Origin of the sequence: Vreelandella profundi (assembly GCF_019722725.1) — a bacterium.
Classification (GTDB): domain Bacteria; phylum Pseudomonadota; class Gammaproteobacteria; order Pseudomonadales; family Halomonadaceae; genus Vreelandella; species Vreelandella profundi.
Map to the genome: position 1 here is coordinate 1,349,262 of NZ_CP077941.1, position 19,017 is coordinate 1,368,278.

The 19,017-nt window shown below is 54.3% G+C and carries 21 protein-coding genes and 1 other RNA gene; 16 read left to right on the forward strand and 6 right to left on the reverse strand.

Annotation, left to right across the window (positions count from 1 at the left end; genetic code table 11):
• Nucleotides 1-17 precede the first annotated feature (17 nt).
• On the forward strand, nt 18-671 hold the full coding sequence (gene hisG, locus KUO20_RS06210; protein WP_235042011.1) for an ATP phosphoribosyltransferase: 654 nt from the start codon (nt 18-20) through the stop codon (nt 669-671).
• A gap of 13 nt (nt 672-684) precedes the next feature.
• Complete coding sequence (gene hisD, locus KUO20_RS06215) at nt 685-2,013, forward strand: histidinol dehydrogenase (RefSeq protein WP_235042012.1); 1,329 nt, start codon at nt 685-687, stop codon at nt 2,011-2,013.
• Between the two features lie 27 nt (nt 2,014-2,040).
• Here hisD and KUO20_RS06220 read toward each other — a convergent pair whose 3' ends face one another.
• Nucleotides 2,041-3,297 carry a Do family serine endopeptidase gene (locus KUO20_RS06220; RefSeq protein WP_235042013.1) on the reverse strand — a complete coding sequence of 419 codons (1,257 nt, stop codon included), beginning with the start codon at nt 3,295-3,297 and terminating at the stop codon, nt 2,041-2,043.
• 131 nt (nt 3,298-3,428) lie between these two features.
• On the opposite strand from KUO20_RS06220, the gene KUO20_RS06225 reads away from it, so the two are divergent.
• Nucleotides 3,429-4,190 carry a Nif3-like dinuclear metal center hexameric protein gene (locus KUO20_RS06225; RefSeq protein ID WP_235042014.1) on the forward strand — a complete coding sequence of 254 codons (762 nt, stop codon included), beginning with the start codon at nt 3,429-3,431 and terminating at the stop codon, nt 4,188-4,190.
• An 89-nt stretch (nt 4,191-4,279) separates the two neighbouring features.
• On the opposite strand, the gene KUO20_RS06230 is transcribed toward KUO20_RS06225, so the two are convergent.
• Nucleotides 4,280-4,732 carry a Z-ring associated ZapG family protein gene (locus KUO20_RS06230; protein ID WP_235042015.1) on the reverse strand — a complete coding sequence of 151 codons (453 nt, stop codon included), beginning with the start codon at nt 4,730-4,732 and terminating at the stop codon, nt 4,280-4,282.
• 204 nt (nt 4,733-4,936) lie between these two features.
• Between KUO20_RS06230 and zapE the strand changes: the two genes are divergently transcribed.
• From zapE to KUO20_RS06270, 8 genes are all read left to right on the forward strand, one after another.
• Nucleotides 4,937-6,124: a cell division protein ZapE gene (zapE, locus tag KUO20_RS06235; protein ID WP_235042016.1), complete on the forward strand. Its 1,188-nt coding sequence runs from the start codon at nt 4,937-4,939 to the stop codon at nt 6,122-6,124.
• A 176-nt stretch (nt 6,125-6,300) separates the two neighbouring features.
• Nucleotides 6,301-6,729 (forward strand): 50S ribosomal protein L13, encoded by a 429-nt coding sequence (rplM, locus tag KUO20_RS06240; RefSeq protein WP_096280728.1) that lies wholly within the window; start codon nt 6,301-6,303, stop codon nt 6,727-6,729.
• Nucleotides 6,730-6,742: 13 nt separating this feature from the next.
• Entirely contained in the window at nt 6,743-7,132 is a 390-nt protein-coding gene (gene rpsI / locus KUO20_RS06245) for a 30S ribosomal protein S9 (RefSeq protein ID WP_096280725.1), read from the forward strand.
• A 206-nt stretch (nt 7,133-7,338) separates the two neighbouring features.
• Nucleotides 7,339-7,935, forward strand: a complete 597-nt coding sequence (gene petA, locus KUO20_RS06250; RefSeq protein WP_235042017.1) for a ubiquinol-cytochrome c reductase iron-sulfur subunit — start codon at nt 7,339-7,341, stop codon at nt 7,933-7,935.
• The gene (locus KUO20_RS06255) at nt 7,935-9,194 is read left to right on the forward strand and encodes a cytochrome b (protein WP_235042018.1); all 1,260 of its coding nucleotides are present in this window, start codon (nt 7,935-7,937) and stop codon (nt 9,192-9,194) included. Before petA ends, KUO20_RS06255 begins: the two co-directional genes overlap by 1 nt.
• Entirely contained in the window at nt 9,194-9,949 is a 756-nt protein-coding gene (locus KUO20_RS06260) for a cytochrome c1 (RefSeq protein WP_235042019.1), read from the forward strand. Before KUO20_RS06255 ends, KUO20_RS06260 begins: the two co-directional genes overlap by 1 nt.
• A 151-nt stretch (nt 9,950-10,100) precedes the next feature.
• Nucleotides 10,101-10,727 carry a stringent starvation protein SspA gene (gene sspA, locus KUO20_RS06265; RefSeq protein WP_096280716.1) on the forward strand — a complete coding sequence of 209 codons (627 nt, stop codon included), beginning with the start codon at nt 10,101-10,103 and terminating at the stop codon, nt 10,725-10,727.
• Between the two features lie 64 nt (nt 10,728-10,791).
• Nucleotides 10,792-11,358, forward strand: a complete 567-nt coding sequence (locus KUO20_RS06270; protein ID WP_235042020.1) for a ClpXP protease specificity-enhancing factor — start codon at nt 10,792-10,794, stop codon at nt 11,356-11,358.
• Nucleotides 11,359-11,441: 83 nt separating this feature from the next.
• Here KUO20_RS06270 and KUO20_RS06275 read toward each other — a convergent pair whose 3' ends face one another.
• The 4 genes from KUO20_RS06275 to KUO20_RS06290 all read right to left on the reverse strand — a co-directional run bounded on the left by KUO20_RS06275 (nt 11,442) and on the right by KUO20_RS06290 (nt 14,581).
• A complete protein-coding gene (locus KUO20_RS06275) occupies nt 11,442-12,014 on the reverse strand; it encodes a BON domain-containing protein (protein ID WP_235042021.1) in 573 nt (190 codons plus the stop codon).
• Between the two features lie 86 nt (nt 12,015-12,100).
• Nucleotides 12,101-12,691: a phosphoheptose isomerase gene (locus KUO20_RS06280; protein ID WP_235042022.1), complete on the reverse strand. Its 591-nt coding sequence runs from the start codon at nt 12,689-12,691 to the stop codon at nt 12,101-12,103.
• 23 nt (nt 12,692-12,714) lie between these two features.
• Nucleotides 12,715-13,086 carry a YraN family protein gene (locus tag KUO20_RS06285; RefSeq protein WP_235042023.1) on the reverse strand — a complete coding sequence of 124 codons (372 nt, stop codon included), beginning with the start codon at nt 13,084-13,086 and terminating at the stop codon, nt 12,715-12,717.
• Nucleotides 13,076-14,581, reverse strand: coding sequence for a penicillin-binding protein activator (locus KUO20_RS06290; protein WP_235042024.1), 1,506 nt, complete (start codon nt 14,579-14,581; stop codon nt 13,076-13,078). The genes KUO20_RS06285 and KUO20_RS06290 overlap by 11 nt, the downstream gene beginning before the upstream one ends.
• Nucleotides 14,582-14,695: 114 nt before the next feature.
• Between KUO20_RS06290 and rsmI the strand changes: the two genes are divergently transcribed.
• The 5 genes from rsmI (at nt 14,696) to KUO20_RS06315 (ending at nt 19,007) form a co-directional block, all read left to right on the forward strand.
• Nucleotides 14,696-15,553: a 16S rRNA (cytidine(1402)-2'-O)-methyltransferase gene (rsmI, locus tag KUO20_RS06295; protein WP_235042025.1), complete on the forward strand. Its 858-nt coding sequence runs from the start codon at nt 14,696-14,698 to the stop codon at nt 15,551-15,553.
• Between the two features lie 32 nt (nt 15,554-15,585).
• Nucleotides 15,586-15,957, forward strand: an RNA gene (gene rnpB, locus KUO20_RS06300) — RNase P RNA component class A.
• A gap of 52 nt (nt 15,958-16,009) precedes the next feature.
• Nucleotides 16,010-16,966, forward strand: coding sequence for a 16S rRNA (cytosine(1402)-N(4))-methyltransferase RsmH (gene rsmH, locus KUO20_RS06305; protein WP_235042026.1), 957 nt, complete (start codon nt 16,010-16,012; stop codon nt 16,964-16,966).
• A 2-nt stretch (nt 16,967-16,968) separates the two neighbouring features.
• Entirely contained in the window at nt 16,969-17,304 is a 336-nt protein-coding gene (ftsL, locus tag KUO20_RS06310; RefSeq protein ID WP_096280691.1) for a cell division protein FtsL, read from the forward strand.
• Nucleotides 17,301-19,007 carry a peptidoglycan D,D-transpeptidase FtsI family protein gene (locus KUO20_RS06315; RefSeq protein ID WP_235042027.1) on the forward strand — a complete coding sequence of 569 codons (1,707 nt, stop codon included), beginning with the start codon at nt 17,301-17,303 and terminating at the stop codon, nt 19,005-19,007. Before ftsL ends, KUO20_RS06315 begins: the two co-directional genes overlap by 4 nt.
• Nucleotides 19,008-19,017: the final 10 nt, after the last annotated feature.

Consider the following 19,017-nt stretch of genomic DNA (forward strand, 5'->3'; position numbering starts at 1 on the left):
ACCGACGGGCCGAAACGATGAGTAAGCAACTGATTTTAGCCCTCTCGAAGGGCCGTATTCTTGAAGAAACGCTGCCGCTACTGGCCAATGCGGGTATCACGCCCGCAGAGGATCTAAGCAAAAGCCGCAAGCTGCTATTTGATACCAATCTGCCCGATGTAAAGCTGGTGATTTTGCGGGCGACCGACGTGCCAACTTACGTTCAGCTCGGCGCTGCCGACGTAGGTATCGCAGGTAAAGATGTGCTGCTTGAGCATGGTGCTGAAGGTCTTTATGAGCCGCTGGATCTGGATATTGCGCGCTGTAAATTGATGACAGCTGGCGTCAAGGGGCAGCTGCCTGCTCGCGCTCGGCGTCGTGTGGCGACTAAGTTTGTCAATATAGCTCGTCGCTACTATGCCGAGCAGGGAATTCAGGCTGAGGTGATCAAGCTTTACGGTGCTATGGAGCTTGCGCCCCTGATGAACCTAGCCGATGAGATTGTCGATATCGTCGATACCGGCAACACTCTGCGCGCGAACGGGATGGAACCACGTGAGTTCATTGCCCATATCAGTACGCGATTAGTGGTTAATAAAGCGGCCATGACGATGAAGCATGAGCGTATCCAGCCGCTCTTGGCGCGTTTAGAAAGCGCGGTCAAAAAGCGCCAGATAGCCCTTGCCGATTGATTTAAGGTGATCCATGAACGAGCTCACAAGCGAACAAGTTGCTGCCACGGTGTCACGCCTGTCGACCAGCGCTACTGACTTCCACCAACGTCTTGATGCTTTGCTGGACTGGGAAGGCGTGTCCGATAAAGCGGTGCAGGCACGGGTTGATGAAATTCTTGCCAGCGTGAAGCAGCATGGCGACGCTGCCGTGATCGACGCCACTAACCGTTTTGATCGCCTTTCCGCCACGCGCATGGACGAGCTGCAGCTAACACCCGAGCAGTTGAAGCACGCATATGATCACTTGCCCGCCGAGCAGCGCGATGCGCTGACGAATGCCGCGGAGCGAATTAAGCGCTATCACGAGCGTCAGAAGCCGAACTCTTGGCAGTATGAGGAAGCTGATGGCACGGTGTTAGGGCAAAAAGTGACGCCGCTTGATCGCGCCGGTATTTATGTGCCTGGCGGTAAGGCGGCTTATCCGTCGTCGGTGTTGATGAATGCCATTCCTGCTCATGTGGCGGGGGTGCGTGAAATAGTCATGGTGGTGCCCACTCCGGATGGTGTCTTAAACCAGCTGGTGCTAGCCGCAGCGCATTTGGCCGGTGTCGACTATGTGTTCACTATTGGCGGCGCTCAGGCAATCGCCGCGCTCGCGTATGGTACTGAAAGCGTGCCTAGGGTCGACAAAATTGTGGGGCCGGGCAACATTTATGTCGCGACGGCTAAGCGTGCGGTGTTTGGTCAGGTGGGCATTGATATGATCGCCGGTCCGTCGGAGATCATGGTTGTTTCCGATGGGCAAACGGACCCCGACTGGCTGGCGATGGATTTGTTTTCTCAGGCAGAGCACGATGAAGATGCTCAGGCGATATTGATTAGTTGGGATGCCGAGCACTTAGACGCCGTTGAGGCCGCAATTGAGCGATTGCTGCCGAGTTTAGAGCGGGAAGATATTGTGCGTGAGTCGCTGCGCAACCGCGGTGCCCTCATTCATTGCCAGGATGCCGAAGAGGCCGTGACGATCATCAATCGCGTTGCGCCTGAGCATTTAGAGCTATCGGTCAATGCGCCCGAGGCATGGCTAGACGATATTCGTCACGCCGGTGCGATCTTTATGGGGCGTTACACCGCGGAAGCATTAGGTGATTACTGTGCCGGGCCGAATCACGTGCTGCCCACGTCAGGCACAGCGCGTTTCTCTTCTCCACTAGGCGTGTATGACTTTCAGAAGCGCTCATCCATCATTCACTGCTCTGCTGCCGGAGCATCTGAGCTGGGCAAGATCGCTTCGGTACTGGCCAGGGGTGAGTCGTTAACTGCTCACGCGCGCTCCGCAGAATACCGTATCCGCGATTAAGCTTCTCGTAACGCCAACGTGACAATATTATGAGTCGCGTTGGCGCGGCACGACTTCGTTAATGGGGATGGCCGGCGGCGGCCGCTCTCCCACCACTAGCGTCATGTCCATACGCTCGCCGCTACGTACGATGGTCAGCGGCAGCGAAGTGCCCGGTGGAATAGAGGCGATGTCACTCATCGCAGTGCGCGCATCTAAGATAGCCTGCCCATCAACGGCGAGCAGTACGTCGCCAGGCTCCAGGCCTGCTTCTGCGGCGGGGCCATCACTGACGACTCCAGCGACGATAACGCCCTGCGGTGTTTGCAGGCCAAAAGAGGCGGCAAGCTCGCGGGAAAGTGCCTGCGCCTCGATGCCAAGCCAGCCACGAATAACGCGCCCTTGAGTGACAAGTTCATCGAGTATGCTGTGGGCGAGATTGGCAGGGATTGCAAAGCCAATGCCCTGTGAGCCGCCTGAGCGCGAGAAAATAGCCGTATTGATGCCTACTAGCGCGCCGTCAGGATTGACTAACGCGCCCCCCGAGTTGCCTGGGTTGATGGCGGCATCGGTTTGTATGAAGTCTTCGTAGGCATTGAGCCCTAAATGATTACGCCCAGTGGCGCTGATAATGCCCATGGTCACCGTTTGGCCCACGCCGAACGGATTGCCGATGGCCAACGCGACGTCGCCAACCGCCACGTCTGCTGAGTCGGTCAGCTCAATAACCGGCAGATCGTCTAGCTCAATCCGCAGCACGGCTAGATCGCTTTCAGGATCAGTCCCAATCACTTCAGCTAACGTCTCACGTCCATCGCGTAAGGCCACTTGAATTTCATCGGCACCGTTGATGACATGGTGGTTGGTTAGCACATAGCCATCGTCGCTCACGATAACGCCAGAGCCCAGGCTCGAAAGCATGCGCTGATGGGTGGTCGAATCATTGCCCTGATCATCAAAAAACTGCTGGAAAAAAGGATCAGACATCAGCGGGTGCTGGTCGCGCTCTACAATGCGTGAAGAGTAAATGTTGACGACGGCGGGGGCGGCTTGATCTACCGCGTATGAGTAGCTAGAGGGCCCCTGGTTGCGTGCCATCGGCTCTGCTTGATGTATCTCGGGAGCAGGGCGGTTAGGGCTTGGTTCGACAACGGCCGGCACCGTGACCACGGTAGGAGCAGGTTCTTGCGGCGCTGGGCTTTGAAACGGGTTTGATAACAGATCTGGAAGTCCCGGCAAGATCAGCAAAGCGATCAATACGCCAGTGATGACTGGCCATAAATAAGGCAGCACATAGCGTCTCATGCAAAAAATTCCTTAACGAGTCAGTCTTGCCAATCGTGACAAAAGAAGCGAGTTTAACAATAGCCGTATGGTAACACTTTCTTAGCGAGTTCCTCACGGGTGCAATTCAACCATTAACGAAAGGAGTCAGTATGATATATCGCGACCAACTAGTGGCAGCCTGTGATCATCAGCTGCGCGCCGCCCAGTTCAAAGATTTTACGATTAATGGGCTGCAGGTCGCAGGCACTGACTGTGTTAAACGCGTGATGACGGGCGTGACGGCCTGCCAAGCACTGCTGGATGAAGCGGTCGCTTGGAAGGCAGACATGGTGCTGGTGCATCACGGCTACTTTTGGAAAAACGAGCCCGTTGCTATTACCGGTATGAAGCAAAAACGCATTAAAACGCTGCTCGATCATGGGATTAATTTACTTGCGTATCACTTGCCTCTTGATGCGCATGCAGAGTTAGGTAATAACGCCGAGCTGGCCAGGCGCTTGGGTTGGAAAGTTGAGGGGTGCATTGACGGTGAGCTGGGGGAAGGGCTCTTGTGGTCTGGGCGTTTAACTCAGTCGAGCTCAATACAAGCGTTGGCTGCACAAATCTCGCAGGCGCTGCAGCGTGAGCCGCTGGTGATTGAGGCGCCGCAAGTGGGCGAGGTTGAGCGTATTGCTTGGTGCACCGGCGGTGCTCAAGACATGATTACCTCAGCATATGAAGCCGGTGCGCAGGTATTTGTGTCGGGTGAGATATCTGAGCGAACCACGCATCTTGCACGCGAAATGGGTATTCATTATATCGCCGCGGGCCATCATGCCACCGAGCGTTACGGTATTCAGGCGTTGGGCGAGTGGCTGGCCGATGAGTATGCGATCGAGCATCGGTTTGTGGATATTGATAATCCTGCCTAGAGGTCTTCTTAACCAGTGGGCCCCGACGCGTTTTTAGCCATCAGTCGCGAATAACGGCTTTTGACGGCTGTCGGGGCCTACTATATCGATTAATAGCGTGGTGGCTGGGGAGTGGCTGCCTCGTTGCTTTTTAAGCCGAAATTTTCGGATAGCGTGCCACCTTTGCCATCAGCGTAATCACGCGGCATAGCGGGCGTGGTGTCATCTTCTGCTGGCTGCTGCTTTGAATTGATACCGGAAAGATCAAGGCTGGGCTGAATAGCGGCATCCCGAATATTCCATTCCGCGGCGTCCTCTTTGAGCTGAAGCTCCAGCTGGTTGGCTTCATCACGAATATTGCTCAGGCGCTCATAGATGCCGGTTAAATGGCTGCCTACGCTGGTCTTCATTTCGGCGATTTGATGTTCGCGTTCAAGTAGCTGCTGGCGCATGGAGGCCGTCTCGCGCTGGCTTTTGCTGAATAGGCGATAGCAGCCCATTCCGATAATAAAACCGACGATAAGACCGATAACAGCAAAGGTTAATGGTGAGCTTGCGTCCACAGTGTTCTCCCTGGCGCCTTGTATATAACAGCCGACGCTATTAGCCAGCTGTTGTGAACTAACAGACTGCCATTATAGGCGTCAGTCCACTAGTCGGGTCAATCCGCTCATGCGTTATGGTGCCTCAATGGGTATAATCGCAGCCTTTTGAGGCGGGCAGTGACGATTCTAGCTGCCGCTTTACACGCTGTAGGAGGCGATTGCATGTCATCAACATCTGCTGCGGGTAGGTCTGTGCCAAAAGCGCGTCCTGCGACGCCTATAGAGCGCTATCGCGCGGATTTAGAACGCGATGATTTTCAATATGATGCAGCGCAAGAAACGGCAGTAAAGCACTTGCAGCGACTTTACGATGAGCTTGTTGCGGCGCCCACAACCATGCCCAAGGCGCTGGTTGCCCATAAGGGGCTGAAAGCAAAAATGGCGGGTTTGATGGGTAAGAAGTCATCTTCTTCTCGTGAGCCCATGCTGCCTCAGGTAAAAGGGCTCTATTTTTGGGGCGGCGTAGGGCGTGGTAAGACCTACTTAGTGGATACCTTTTATGAGGCGCTGCCTTTTTCCGACAAAATGCGCACTCACTTTCATCGCTTTATGCAGCGCGTTCACAATGAGTTGACGCACTATAAGGGCGAGAAAAATCCCTTAACGCTGATTGCTGGAAAGTTTGCCGCCGAGTATCGCGTAATCTGCTTTGATGAGTTTTTTGTCAAAGATATTACCGATGCAATGATTCTTGCCAACCTGCTGGAGGCGCTTTTTGAGCGTGGCGTGGTGTTGGTAGCGACCTCTAATATCGTGCCTGACGATTTGTACAAAGAGGGACTGCAGCGGGCACGTTTCCTACCGGCTATCGAGCTGGTTAATCGTCATTGCGACGTAGTAAATGTCGATTCTGGCGTGGACTACCGGCTGCGTGCGCTAGAGCGTGCAGCCATTTTTTACTCGCCGCTGGATGATACGGCTGAGCGCGAGCTGTCGAGAAGCTTCAAAGAAATAGCGGGCCATGAGGGCGAGTCAGATGCCTCGCTAGAGATAAATGGTCGCGTGCTAAAAGCGCGTCGACTGTATGAAGATATTGTTTGGTTCGAGTTTTTAGAGCTATGTGATGGCCCGCGTAGTCAGAATGACTATATTGAGCTGGCCCGAGAGTTTCATACCGTAGTGGTGTCTAACGTTGTGCGTATGGATGCCAAAACGGATGATCAGGCGCGCCGTTTTATTAATATGGTCGATGAGTTTTATGATCGCGGCGTAAAGCTGCTGATGTCCGCAGAGGTGTCCATTGAGCAGCTGTATAGCGGTGGAAAGTTGACGTTTGAGTTCCAGCGTACTCTCTCTCGCTTGCAAGAAATGCAGTCGAAAGAGTATCTAGCGTTAGCACATAAACCCTAGCCTTTGCTGCTAGTGTAAAAAAGTGGCGATGCGGCTTAACTTGTCTCGGCCCTTGCTGTAGAATGCCGCCTCGCTACATGTTGCTTGTAATGCAGGCAACCAAGAAAAATAGGGATGGTGCTTCGCCGTGTAAGCGGTGTGAGTCGCCCAATACATTTAATCTGGTGATTTCATCCATGAAGACGTTCAGTGCTAAGCCTGAGTCCGTCCAGCGCGACTGGTATGTTGTCGACGCTAAGGACAAAACGCTCGGTCGTCTGGCAACCGAGATTGCTCGCCGCTTACGTGGCAAGCATAAGCCCGAATTTACTCCTCACGTTGATACTGGCGACTACATCGTCGTCATCAACGCAGAGAAAGTCCACGTGACCGGTAACAAGGCGAAGGCTAAAACCTATTACCGCCACACTGGTTATCCGGGCGGTCTGCGCTCTATGACATTCGACAAAATGCTTGATCATGCGCCTGAGCGCATCATTGAGTCTGCCGTTAAAGGTATGTTGCCGAAAGGTCCTTTGGGCCGCGCCATGTACACTAAGTTGAAAGTGTACGCCGGTGCTGAGCATCCGCATGCTGCCCAACAGCCGCTTGAACTGAACATCTGAGGAAATCTTCGCCATGACACAGCAGTATTACGGTACCGGGCGCCGCAAGACTTCCACCGCTCGCGTGTTTATGAAGCCGGGCTCTGGTAAAATTACCGTCAACAATCAAGACCTTGACCTTTATTTTGGTCGTGTAACGGGTCGTATGGTTGTTCGTCAGCCGCTTGAGTTGACTGAAACGGTCAGCCAGTTTGACATCTTCGTGACTGTCGCTGGTGGCGGCGGCTCTTCTCAAGCTGGCGCTATTCGTCACGGCATTACTCGCGCCCTGATGAACTACAACGAAGACCTTCGTCCTTCGCTACGTGCCGCTGGCTACGTAACGCGTGACGCACGTCAAGTTGAGCGTAAGAAAGTTGGCCTACGCAAAGCACGTCGTCGTCCGCAGTTCTCTAAGCGCTAATTTTTACCAGCGCTGCAAAACGCCCAGGTCATCGACCTGGGCGTTTTTTATTGGAATCTTAAAAAAGATAGGCTGCCCGAATTATTGTCGCCGCGTACGGTTGTTCTTGTGCGCGGCGAGTTGTTTTTTTAGCATAGGGCATCATTAATTTTTGTTCGCATCACGGCTTTTCAGCGTAGCGGGTAGGCTAAAGAGGGTAATCTGAAATGGCAGATAGCGGCATTAACAAAAGCCGACGCCGTTTCCTCGTGGTTGCCACTTCCGTTGTCGGGGCGGTGGGTGCTGTCGGGGTGGCGGTTCCCTTTGTGTCCTCTTGGCAGCCTAGTGCGCGAGCCAGGGCAGCCGGCGCCCCCGTTCGTGCAGATATCTCGCGTCTTGAGCCTGGGCAGAGAGTGACCGTTGCGTGGCGCGGTCGGCCTGTGTGGATTATTAATCGCACGCCCGAAATGATTGCGCGAACGCAGGCGATAGATGTGGCGAGCTTGGCAGACCCAGATTCAAAGGCCCCGCAGCAGCCAGCCTATATTGCCGGTGGTCTACGCTCTGTTAAGCCTGACATTGGCGTGCTTGTGGGAATTTGTACCCACCTGGGATGTTCTCCGCTTTTCCGGCCAGAGCCTGATGCCGCCGGAGTGGGTGTTGATAATTGGCCGGGCGGTTTCTTTTGTCCTTGCCATGCCTCGCGCTTTGACTTAGCGGGCCGCGTATTCAACAACGTTCCTGCGCCAACCAATCTTGAGGTGCCGCCTTATCGATTTGAAACCGATGACATCATTGTTATTGGCGAAGATGAGGAGGCTTAATGGAAAAGTCCAATAAAGCCAAGGCTGAAAAAGGGGCTATGCGCTGGATAGATGAGCGCTTCCCCGCGACACAGGTGTGGCAAAATCATCTTTCTCGATACTACGCACCGAAGAACCTTAACGTTTGGTACTGTTTTGGCTCATTAGCGCTGCTGGTTTTAGTGAATCAAATTCTGACGGGCATTTGGTTGGCAATGAGTTTTAACCCCTCCGCTGAGGGTGCGTTTGCATCCGTTGAATATATTATGCGTGACGTGGAGTGGGGATGGCTGATCCGCCATATGCACACCACGGGCGCTTCTGCCTTTTTTATCGTTGTTTATCTGCACATGTTTAGGGGGCTTTTATATGGCTCTTATAAGGCGCCGCGCGAGCTAGTGTGGATCTTTGGCATGAGCATCTATCTCGTGCTCATGGCCGAGGCCTTTATGGGCTATTTGCTGCCATGGGGGCAAATGTCCTACTGGGGCGCGCAGGTCATTACCTCGCTGTTCTCTGCTATTCCCGGGTTTGGTCCTGATTTGGCGCAGTGGATACGCGGTGACTATCTTATTTCGGGTATTACGCTTAACCGTTTTTTTGCGTTGCATGTTATTGCTCTGCCCATCGTTATTCTGGCGCTTGTGGTGCTACATATTATTGCGCTGCATGAAGTAGGTTCCAATAATCCTGATGGGATTGAGATCAAGCAGTACAAAGATGGGGCAGATGTGCCGCTGGATGGAATACCTTTTTATCCTTACTACGTGGTCAAAGATCTTGTTGGCGTGGCCATATTCTTATTCGTTTTTTGCGTGGTGGTGTTCTATTTTCCGGAGGGCGGCGGGTTTTTTATTGAAAAAACCAACTTTGAACCCGCCAATCCTCTGCAAACGCCCGATCATATTGCACCCGTTTGGTACTTCACGCCTTTTTACGCCATTTTGCGTGCGATCACCTTCTCGGTGTTTGGCTTAGAGGCTAAGTTCCTGGGCATTCTGTTTATGGGAGGGGCCATTGCGGTGCTTTTCGTTTTGCCTTGGCTTGACCGCAGCCCGGTGCGTTCTATGCGCTATAAAGGGTGGGTGTCTAAAACGATGCTGCTTCTGTTCGTGGTTAGCTTTGTGCTGCTAGGGGTTTTAGGTGTTTTGCCGTCAACCGTCGGACGAACCATTTTGGCGCAGGTGTGTACATTTGTTTATTTTGCTTTCTTCCTGCTAATGCCGATTTATACCAAGTTTGAGAAGACGAAGCCGCTTCCAGACAGGGTAACCGGCTAATGAGAAAGCGCCGATTGAGAATGTTATTAGCGGGATGTTTTGCCGCCCTGTTGGCAGCGGCGACTGCTAGCGCGGCCCATTCGATGGAGCCTGACCTGCAGGATCAAGCGTCGCTGCAAAATGGCATGAAGCTTTATGTGAACTACTGCATGGGCTGTCATTCGCTGGAATATCAGCGTTTTTCTCGTGCGGCTGATGATTTAGGGATTCCGCAGGACTTGGCCAGGGCGAATCTGATTTTTTCGTCTGAATTGGCTTATAACGATCAAATGCTTACAGCGCTTGAAAGTGACGATGCCAAGCAATGGTTTGGTGCTGTGCCGCCAGACTTAACCCTGCAGGCGCGCCTGCGCAGCCCTGATTGGATTTACGCTTTTTTACTCGGCTTCTATCAAGATGCTAGTCGACCAACGGGTGTGAACAATACGGTATCTGATTTAGTGGCAATGCCTAATGTGCTGGAACCTTTGCAAGGTGTGCAGACGCTGGCCTGCGCTGAAGTAGATGGCCGAGACGCGAATGCGTTGTCGGCTCAAGGCTCATCCTGTGAGGGGCTGAAAATAACCCAGCCAGGTGAGCTGGCGCCCGCTGAGTTTGAGCAGGTCGTTTATGATTTAACTAATTTTCTCGTTTATGTTGGTGAGCCTTCCAGGCTTAAGGCTCAGGCGTTGGCGCCTAAAGTGCTGATCTTTATTTTCATTTTTGTGGTGATGGCTTACCTGCTCAAGCGCGAGTATTGGCGAGACATTCACTGATTCGCCGGTGCTGGCGGGCAATCGGGCGCACGACAAAGGCCGCGCGCCTTTTTGACTGCCAGCATGGCAACAAAAGCAAAGCAAGCTGGCTTCCCCTAAGGGAGTGCTGGCGTGTTATTATCCAAGATTGTTTTGATGCGAGGATGCTTTCATGGGTGTTGTGGCCAAGCGGTCGTCGATGATCTTTTACTCGGGTAGTGATGATCATTTCAGTCATCGTGTGCGCATTGTGCTGGCCGAGAAGGGGGTTGCCGTTGATATCGTCGATGTTCTCGACGAAAAACCACCGGAAGAGCTGGCAGACCTCAATCCGTACAATAGCGTACCGACGCTATTAGATCGTGACCTGGTTCTTTATGAATCTAAGGTCATGATGGAGTATTTGGATGAGCGTTTCCCGCATCCTCCGCTATTGCCTGTTTATCCTGTGGCGCGTGCACAAAGCCGCCTATGGATGCACCGCATTGAGCGCGAGTGGTGCCCGATGGTCGACCAAATTCGCAGCGGTGGAAAAAAAGAAGCGGATAAGGCGCGTAAAGAACTGCGCGAGAGCCTCATTGGTATCTCGCCGATCTTTGAAGATATGCCTTACTTCATGAGTGAAGAGTTTACGCTGGTGGATTGCTGTTTAGCACCGGTTCTATGGCGTTTGCCGGATCTCAATATTGAACTGCCCGAAAAGCAGGTCAAGCCCTTGTTGAGTTACATGTCGCGAGTATTTGAGCGTGAAGCGTTTAAGGCATCTTTAAGTGAGCGTGAAAAAGAGATGCGCGCTTGAATTCATTCGGCTCCCTTGCCTTGAGTAAAGGCAGGGAGCCTTACTGTTGGAGGAGGGAGTCTAGATGAAATCGAGTCGCCCCTATCTCGCCCGAGCGCTTTATGAGTGGTTGTTAGATAATGAGTTAACCCCTTACCTGGTGGTGGATGCCACCCAGCCAGGTGTCGAGGTGCCTCGTCAGCTAGTGCAAAATGGCCAGATTGTATTGAACGCGGCGCCGACGGCGGTGCGTGATTTTTTCATGGAAAACGAGGCGATCAGCTTTAATGCTCGCTTTGGCGGTCAGCCCATGCAGGTGATGATTCCTACGCCGGCATTAATTGCTATTTACGCCCGTGAGAACGGTGCGGGGATGGTGTTTGGTCAGGAGCCCGAGCTTGAAGATGGAGCCGAGTCCTTTGGGGATATTGAGGATAGCGCTAGCGCTTCTGATCCGTCAGAGCTTTCAGCTAAAAAACGAGAGCCTTCAGCTACAAAACGAGAGCCCTCAGCCAAACGAGAATCTGCTAAACCAGAGCTGTCGATCACCGCGCCAGTTCCTGAGGGAGGCGATAATTCCAAGGCTTCTTCAAAAGCAGCGGGTGATGATGCTAAGCCGAAGAAAAAGCCAACGCTAAGGGTCGTTAAGTAGTCAGCCCCGTGTTGGTCAATAAAGCTACGCAATAAAAAAGCCTCGCTCTTATCTAAGGGCGAGGCTTTTTAGTGGCGGCGCAGTTAGTCGATGTATTCAAACACCTTCACAATGCGCTGCACGCCGCCCACGGCGGAAGCGGCGTTAACGATACGGTCTGACTCTTCACGCGTAACAATCCCCATCAGGTAGACGCTAGCGTTTTCGGTGGTCACTTTTATTTTTCCAGAATCGATATGATCATTCGTCGCCAAGTGGCTGACCACGTTGGTGGTGAGCCATGTATCGGTCAGGCGTTGGCTGGCCGGAAGGCGTGCCGCAACGGTCAGCTCGTTATGTACTTCATTAACGCCTCGCAAACTGCCTGTCACTTCGCCAGCCATGTCGCGAAGCTCTTCGCTGGGTACTTGGCCAACCAGTAAGACAGCGCCATTAAAGCTATTAGCCCGTATGCGCGCATCGCCCAGTCGCGCATCGGCGCGTTCTAGCGCGCGCTCAACTTCACGCTCGATTGTGGCATCAACGGCTTCAACGTCGTTACTACGTTGGGAGTAGTTAGATTGATTGGACGCTGAGTTATTGGCACAGCCGCTGAGCAGCAATACTGCGCAAAGGGTGGTCGCCATTAAGCTGAGGGGAGAGAGGCGCTGGGTCATTGTATGGCTCCATGATGCAAGTGGTTTACGCATAGTTATATATGAAACATGCTGATAAGAAAAATACTGATAAAAACGCGAAGCCGTTAGGCGCTGCCAAACAGCTGTTCATCAATCAGGTCGCATAAACAGTGAATGACCAGTAGATGAACTTCCTGAATGCGAGCCGTAGAGGTGGCGGGTACGCGAATCTCGCAGTCATCCTGCCCCAGCAGTGACGCCATGTCGCCACCGTCACGTCCGGTTAGCGCAACCACGGTCATATCACGGTCATGGGCGGCTTGGATGGCTTGTACAATGTTGCCGGAATTGCCGCTGGTGGAAATGGCCAATAGTACATCGCCAGGTTGGCCTAGCGCGCGGATCTGCTTGGAAAAGACTTCGTTGTAGCTGTAGTCATTGGCAATGGACGTAAGCGTAGACGTGTCGGTGGTGAGCGCCAATGCAGGCAGGCTAGGGCGCTCTCGCTCGAAGCGATTGAGCAGCTCAGATGAGAAGTGCTGGCTGTCGCCTGCGCTACCGCCATTGCCGCAAGAAAGAATTTTTCCTTCGCTGACGAGACACTGCACCATCATTTGGCTCGCCACTTCAATAAACGGTGGAAGTACTTCGCTGGCGTAGGTTTTGGTGTCAATGCTGGCGTTAAAGTGGCCAAGTATACGAGTCTGAAAGTCCATCAGGGCTTCCTGGTTAGATAGAGTCAAAAGGCATCAAAAGCAGCTTTCGCCCAATGAAACTCTAAGTTGGGCGGCTTGCCAATAATTGCCAGGATATCAAACCGGCAGGGCGATGAAAGCCCGCCGCGAGCGAGATATAGCCTTGCTGCGCGTATTAGGCGCTGCTGCTTTTGATACGTGACGGTTTCCAGCGGGTGCCCGTAGCGCGTGGTGGTGCGATGTTTGACTTCGATAAACACAAGAATATCGCCATCCCGCATCACCAAGTCAAGCTCACCCCCTTTCACGTAATGATTCTGCGTAACGAGGGTGAGGCCTTGCTGGCACAGCCATTGAGCAGCAACCTGCTCTATGGCCGCGCCGCGCGCCCGAGCGGTTTGTGCATTATTCGCCACTGTTGTCCAGGTTAGGAATTAAAATAGGGGCGGGGGCGCCGTTTTGAAATTTCGCCCACGGCAGTTCGCGATAAATGCGTCCGTCACTTCTCAAGGACAGCGTGCCGGTGCTACCACTTAAACCTTCTAACTCCGCTAAGTTAGAAAAGCGAAGAGCCAGCTCGTAAGCGTCAACACCCATCGCCATCAGGCGGAACATCGAGGCATCGGATTCATCGCGTAAGCTGCGGTAAGAGGCTGAGAAGGGCAGTGCTTCTTCGCCACCGACGGCCGCGTCCGGAATTTGCCACGGAATATCCATAAACATCACGCCGTTAAGATCTTGGTCCAGGCGGGTTTGCAGGCGCCCTTCGTGTAAATGTGAGGTGGCATAGATGGGCAGGTCGGGAGCGTAGTAATAATCCATCGTGGGGGGCACTTGGCGAGCATATTCTGGTAAGGCAAGCAGAAAGAGAGCGTCAATATTGCCTAGGCGTGCACGCTCGCCGCTAACGTTGAGTGCGCTTTGAACGGCAGTGGAAACTGAGCTTTCGGGATTGTAGCGAACGGCATTGGTAATTTCGCCACCCTGGCTTTTCCACTCATTCCAGAAAGCTTCGCCTACGCGGCGACCCCAGCCATTGTCGGGCACCATCATCGACATTTGACGATGACCATCCTGCCAGGCGCGGCGGGCAGCTTGACGGGCTTCATCTTCAGCGGAAAGGCCATACTGGAACAGGCGCTGTGCCTGGTTGTGGTCACCGCTGCCGTAATTGAGCGCTAGTGTCGGCAGGGGTACGCTGTCGCGCTGTTCTAGCTGAGTGACCTGGTCTTTATCAAGCGGGCCAATCATTAGCTGGGCATTCATTTGCTGAGCCTGCTGATAAAGCTCGTCTAACGAGTAACGTGAGGCATCTATAAAGCTGAGCTCAGTGTTATCACCCTTGGTGTCATGGTGCTTGCGCATGGCGGTCGCGATGGTGTTGGCAACGCTGCTAAGCGGGCCCGATTCGGGCAGCGCAACCACAATGCGGCGTATTTCTTGGCCTTCAAGCTCGGGTAGCGCAACATTGGCCATGCCCTGCTGATCTAACGCTTCGCGCGCCCAGCGCTGGCGTTCTTCCAGGGTTTCCTGTTGATTGGCCTGCATCGGCAGTTCGTCGCTGAGTACCTGAGTGGCGCGTAGCACGGCACGCGGGTCATCTAGTGCTCGGGCCAGTTCAGAGAAAAGCAGCGCCCAGCGCACGCGATCGCCTTCCGATAAGAGGCTTTCATCAATGGCGTCGGCGGTTTCAAACGCCTTATCGCGCTCACCTTGGCCGGCCAAAATGCTGGCTGCTTCGAGACGAGTTTTGGCGGCTTGCTCCGGTGCTTGTTGTTCTGCCTGGCTGAGTAGTTGGCCGGCGTCCCCACCGGACATGCGGTCGACCACGCTGGGTGACTGCATAGCACAGCCAGCAACCAGAAGTGCCATGAGGGCAGCGGCGAGTAAGCCACGTAATGACTGTTTCATGTATCCTTCCTTAAATGTCCATTTGCGCTGTCGCAGCTTGCCAGCGACTGACAAGGCCACTGCACAAGCATAGCGCACCGGCAGAGCAAGCCATCAACGAATCGAGAGTCATCAATGACAGATCATAATCCGGGCACATTGTACGTGGTTGCTACGCCAATTGGGAACTTAGACGACTTAACCACGCGTGCCGCCCGCGTATTAGGGCAAGTATCGCGCATTGCCGCGGAAGATACCCGTCATAGTGCCCGCCTGTTGGCACATTTAGGATTGAACAAGCCGATGCTCTCATTGCATGAGCATAACGAGGCGCGCCGGGTAGATACGTTAGACAGCTATCTTGCCGCTGGCGAAGATATCGCGCTGATCAGCGATGCAGGTACGCCGCTGATTAGCGACCCAGGTTTTGTACTGGTGCGCGAGCTGCGGGCTCGTAATCGTCACATTGTGCCGATCCCAGGCCCTTGCGCACTCATTACAGCGCTTTCGGGGGCAGGTTTGCCGACCGATCGCTTTGTGTTTGGCGGTTTTTTGCCCGCTAAGCCAGGCGCACGCCGCCAGGCGTTAGAGGCTTGGAAGACCCGCGAAGAGACGCTTGTGTTTTATGAATCTCCTCATCGCATCGTGCATACCCTGGAGGCCTTGCAAGAACAGATGGCTGAGCGGGACGTAGTGCTGGCGCGTGAGTTGACGAAAACCTTTGAGACGTTTCTGCACGGCACCCCTGAGCTATTATTGGCACAGCTGGCGGCGGATCCGAATCAAGCGCGTGGCGAGTTTGTGGTGATCGTGGCCGGCGCGCCGCCCGTTACGCAAAGTGAGCGCCAAGATATTTCAGCGGATGCGCTGTTAGAAACGCTATTGGCGGAGGGTGTCGGAGTGAAGCAGGGCGCCGCGATTGCTGCGCGAATACTCGGTGGACGCAAGCAAGCTTGGTACGCTCGTTTGCAAGCAATCAAAGGTGAGCATTGAGGCTAGGCGAGGGCGCTGGTATGCTTGCCGCCGGAGTTGGCCAGACAGTCGCCGCTGATACCCCTTAAAAGGTGTCGGGGGAGGAAAGTCCGGGCTCCATAGGGCAGAGTGCCAGGTAACGCCTGGGCGGTGCGAGCCGACGGAAAGTGCAGCAGAGAGTAGACCGCCTAAGCCCCCGGATATAAATGCTGGGGGCCGGTAAGGGTGAAAGGGTGCGGTAAGAGCGCACCGCGCGCCTGGCAACAGTGCGTGGCATGGTAAACCCCACTCGGAGCAAGACCAAATAGGGACCCAATGGCGTGGCCCGCGCTGGGTCCGGGTAGGTTGCTTGAGCGCTGTGGTAACGCAGCGCCTAGAGGAATGGCTGTCCACGACAGAACCCGGCTTATCGGCCGACTCCCCTTTTTTATACCAAGGCGTGCCTGCACGCCTTCCCAAATCTTCTGTGAGAGAAACATGTCTTCTCCTGACGCTGAACAGGTTGCTAACCGCTTTCGCCATACCAGCGTATTACTGGAGGGTGCTGTCGATGCCTTGGTCAATGACATCCAAGGTGTTTATCTGGATGGTACTTTCGGGAGAGGTGGCCACTCACGCGTGATTTTAGATCGGCTTGATGAGCCGGGCCGGTTGCTGGCGATGGATCGCGACCCTCAGGCCATTGCGGCTGCCGCTGAAATAGACGATTCACGCTTTCACATTACTCAGCGTGAGTTTGCCCAGCTGGGCGAGTTTGCCCGCGAGCAGGGCGTGTTCGGAAAGCTTTCAGGGATACTGCTAGACGTGGGCGTTTCATCGCCTCAGTTGGATGATCCTGAGCGCGGTTTTAGTTTTATGCGCGACGGTCCGCTGGACATGCGCATGGATCCTACCCAGGGACAAAGCGTTGCTGAATTCCTGGCGCGGGCGAGCGAAGCCGATATTGCCTACGTGTTCAAAACCTATGGCGAAGAGCGCTATGCCAAACGCCTAGCGCGTGCCGTGGTGACCCGGCGAGTTGAAAAGCCGTTCACCCATACGGTGGATTTAGCCGAAGTGCTAAAAGTCGCTCATCCCGCTTGGGAGAAAGGGCGCCACCCGGCGACGAAAGCATTCCAAGGGCTGCGCATTTTTGTCAACGGTGAGCTTGAACAGTTAGACAGCGCGCTTGATGCCGCGTTAGAGGCGCTGGCACCCGGTGGGCATCTGGTGGTGATTAGCTTTCACTCATTGGAAGACCGTCGCGTTAAGCGCTTTATTCGTCATCACGTGCGCGGCGATACTCATCTGCCGCGCGGCGTGCCTATCCGCGACGATCAGTTGAATCGACGCCTTGAAGCGCTGGGCAAAGGCGTGCGGCCAAGCGACGAGGAAGTGGATGCTAATCCTCGTTCACGCAGCGCCGTGATGCGGGCTGCGCGTAAACGGATGTAATCATGAGCATGGATCGGATTGAGCAGTGGGCAACCACGCTACGCACCGAATGGCCGTTTAAGCTGCGCCTGCGCACCTGGCCCGTCATCATTAGCCTGTTGTTTTTACTCTGCATGGCCTCTGGGTTGAGCGTCGTCGTCACCACTTACATGACGCGGGTTCAATTTGCTCAGTTGCAACAGCTAGAGCAAGAGGAGAGTCAGTTGCAAACTGAATGGGGTCAGCTATTGCTTGAGGAAGGGGCTTGGTCAACACCTGCGCGTATTGAGCAAATTGCGACTGACCGACTAGGTATGCGAATTCCTGATGTTAACGATGTCGAGGTGATTCGACCATGATGCGCGAGCGTCGAGGCGGCACTTCTCGTCAGCAGCCCGTTGCGCCTGCTTTAGGCGGCGGGCGTTTTCTTTTTATTATTATCGCCATCGCCTTGGCGTCTACGATTCTGATTGGCCGTATCACTCTTTTGCAGGTTATTGATCGTCCCTTTTTGCAAAGCCAGGGTGATGCTCGAACCCTTCGTCATGAAGCGATACCCGCCCACCGAGGTATGATTACAGATCGCAATGGCGAGCCGCTGGCTATTTCTACACCCGTAGTAACCCTGTGGGCCAACCCACAGGAATTGCCAGCAGACGCTATTCAGCGCGTGATGTTAGCGCAAGCGCTAGGCATGACGCTGGACGATTTTGAATCGCGGGTCTCACGCTATAGTGAACGTGAATTTATGTATTTACGTCGCCAAATGACGCCTGCTGCCGCTCAGCGAATTCTCGACTTGCGCACCCCAGGCGTTTATCCCCAGCGCGAATATAAGCGCTATTATCCTGCCGGTGAAGTGGCTGCCCAGCTGTTGGGTGTGACCAACGTGGATGATATCGGCCAGGAAGGGTTAGAACTCTCCTATCAGTCTTACTTAGCCGGGCACCCGGGACAGCGCCGCGTTATTAAAGATCGCCGCGGCCGCCTGGTGCGTGAGCTGGGTGTGATTAGTGATGCCCAGCCAGGGGGTGAGCTGATTTTATCGATTGATCAGCGCATCCAATACATGGCCTACCGCGAGCTGCGAGCGGCGGTCGCCAAGCATGATGCGGATGGCGGCGTGCTGGTGATGATGGACGCTCGCACTGGCGAGGTGCTGGCGATGGCCAACCTGCCTTCCTACAATCCTAATAACCGAGCGGGGCTTGATCCTCGTGGGCTGCGTAATCAGGCGCTGGTGGATGTATTTGAGCCAGGCTCGGTCATGAAGCCATTAGCGATGGCCGCTGTACTGGAAAGTGGCGTCGTTGATCGTGATGCCTTGGTAGATACCTCGCCTGGCTGGATGCGGCTGGATCAGTTTACCATTCGCGATTTTCGTAACTACGGTGAGCTGGATCTAGCGGGGATCCTTGAGCACTCTTCAAACGTGGGTATGTCTCGTTTGGCGCTGCGTCTTAGCGATACCGCGATTTGGGAAAAGTATAATCAGTTAGGGTTAGGGCAGGCGCCTGGCACCGGTTTCCCCGGTGAGTCGACGGGCAGTTTGCCTGCTCCAGTGCGCTGGTCGCGCAGTGAGCGGGCAACGCTTTCCTATGGATACGGTCTCTCCGTTTCAGCGGTCCAGTTGGCGAGTGCCTACACCGCTATTGCAAACAACGGCGAACGTTTGCCACCGTCTTTACTGCGCCTGTCTGAACCACCTCAGGGTATACCGGCGATGTCGCCCTCGGTTGCCAATGACCTGCTAAGTATTCTTGAAACCTCGGTTGCCGCCTATACCGGCGGACGACGAGCACGCGTTGAAGGCTATCGCGTGGGGGGTAAAACGGGCACGGTGCGTAAAATAGGCCAGCAGGGCTATACCACCGATGCTTATCGCAGCGTTTTTGCTGGGATTGCGCCTATTTCAGATCCTCGAATTGTTACCGTTGTCATGATTGATCACCCCAAAGCGGGTGAATTTTACGGCGGCGCCGTTGCGGCACCCGTATTTTCCAGCGTGACGGGTAATGCTTTACGCTTGTTAGATGTGCCGCCTGATCACGAGGCGGAGTAGCTTTTAAGGA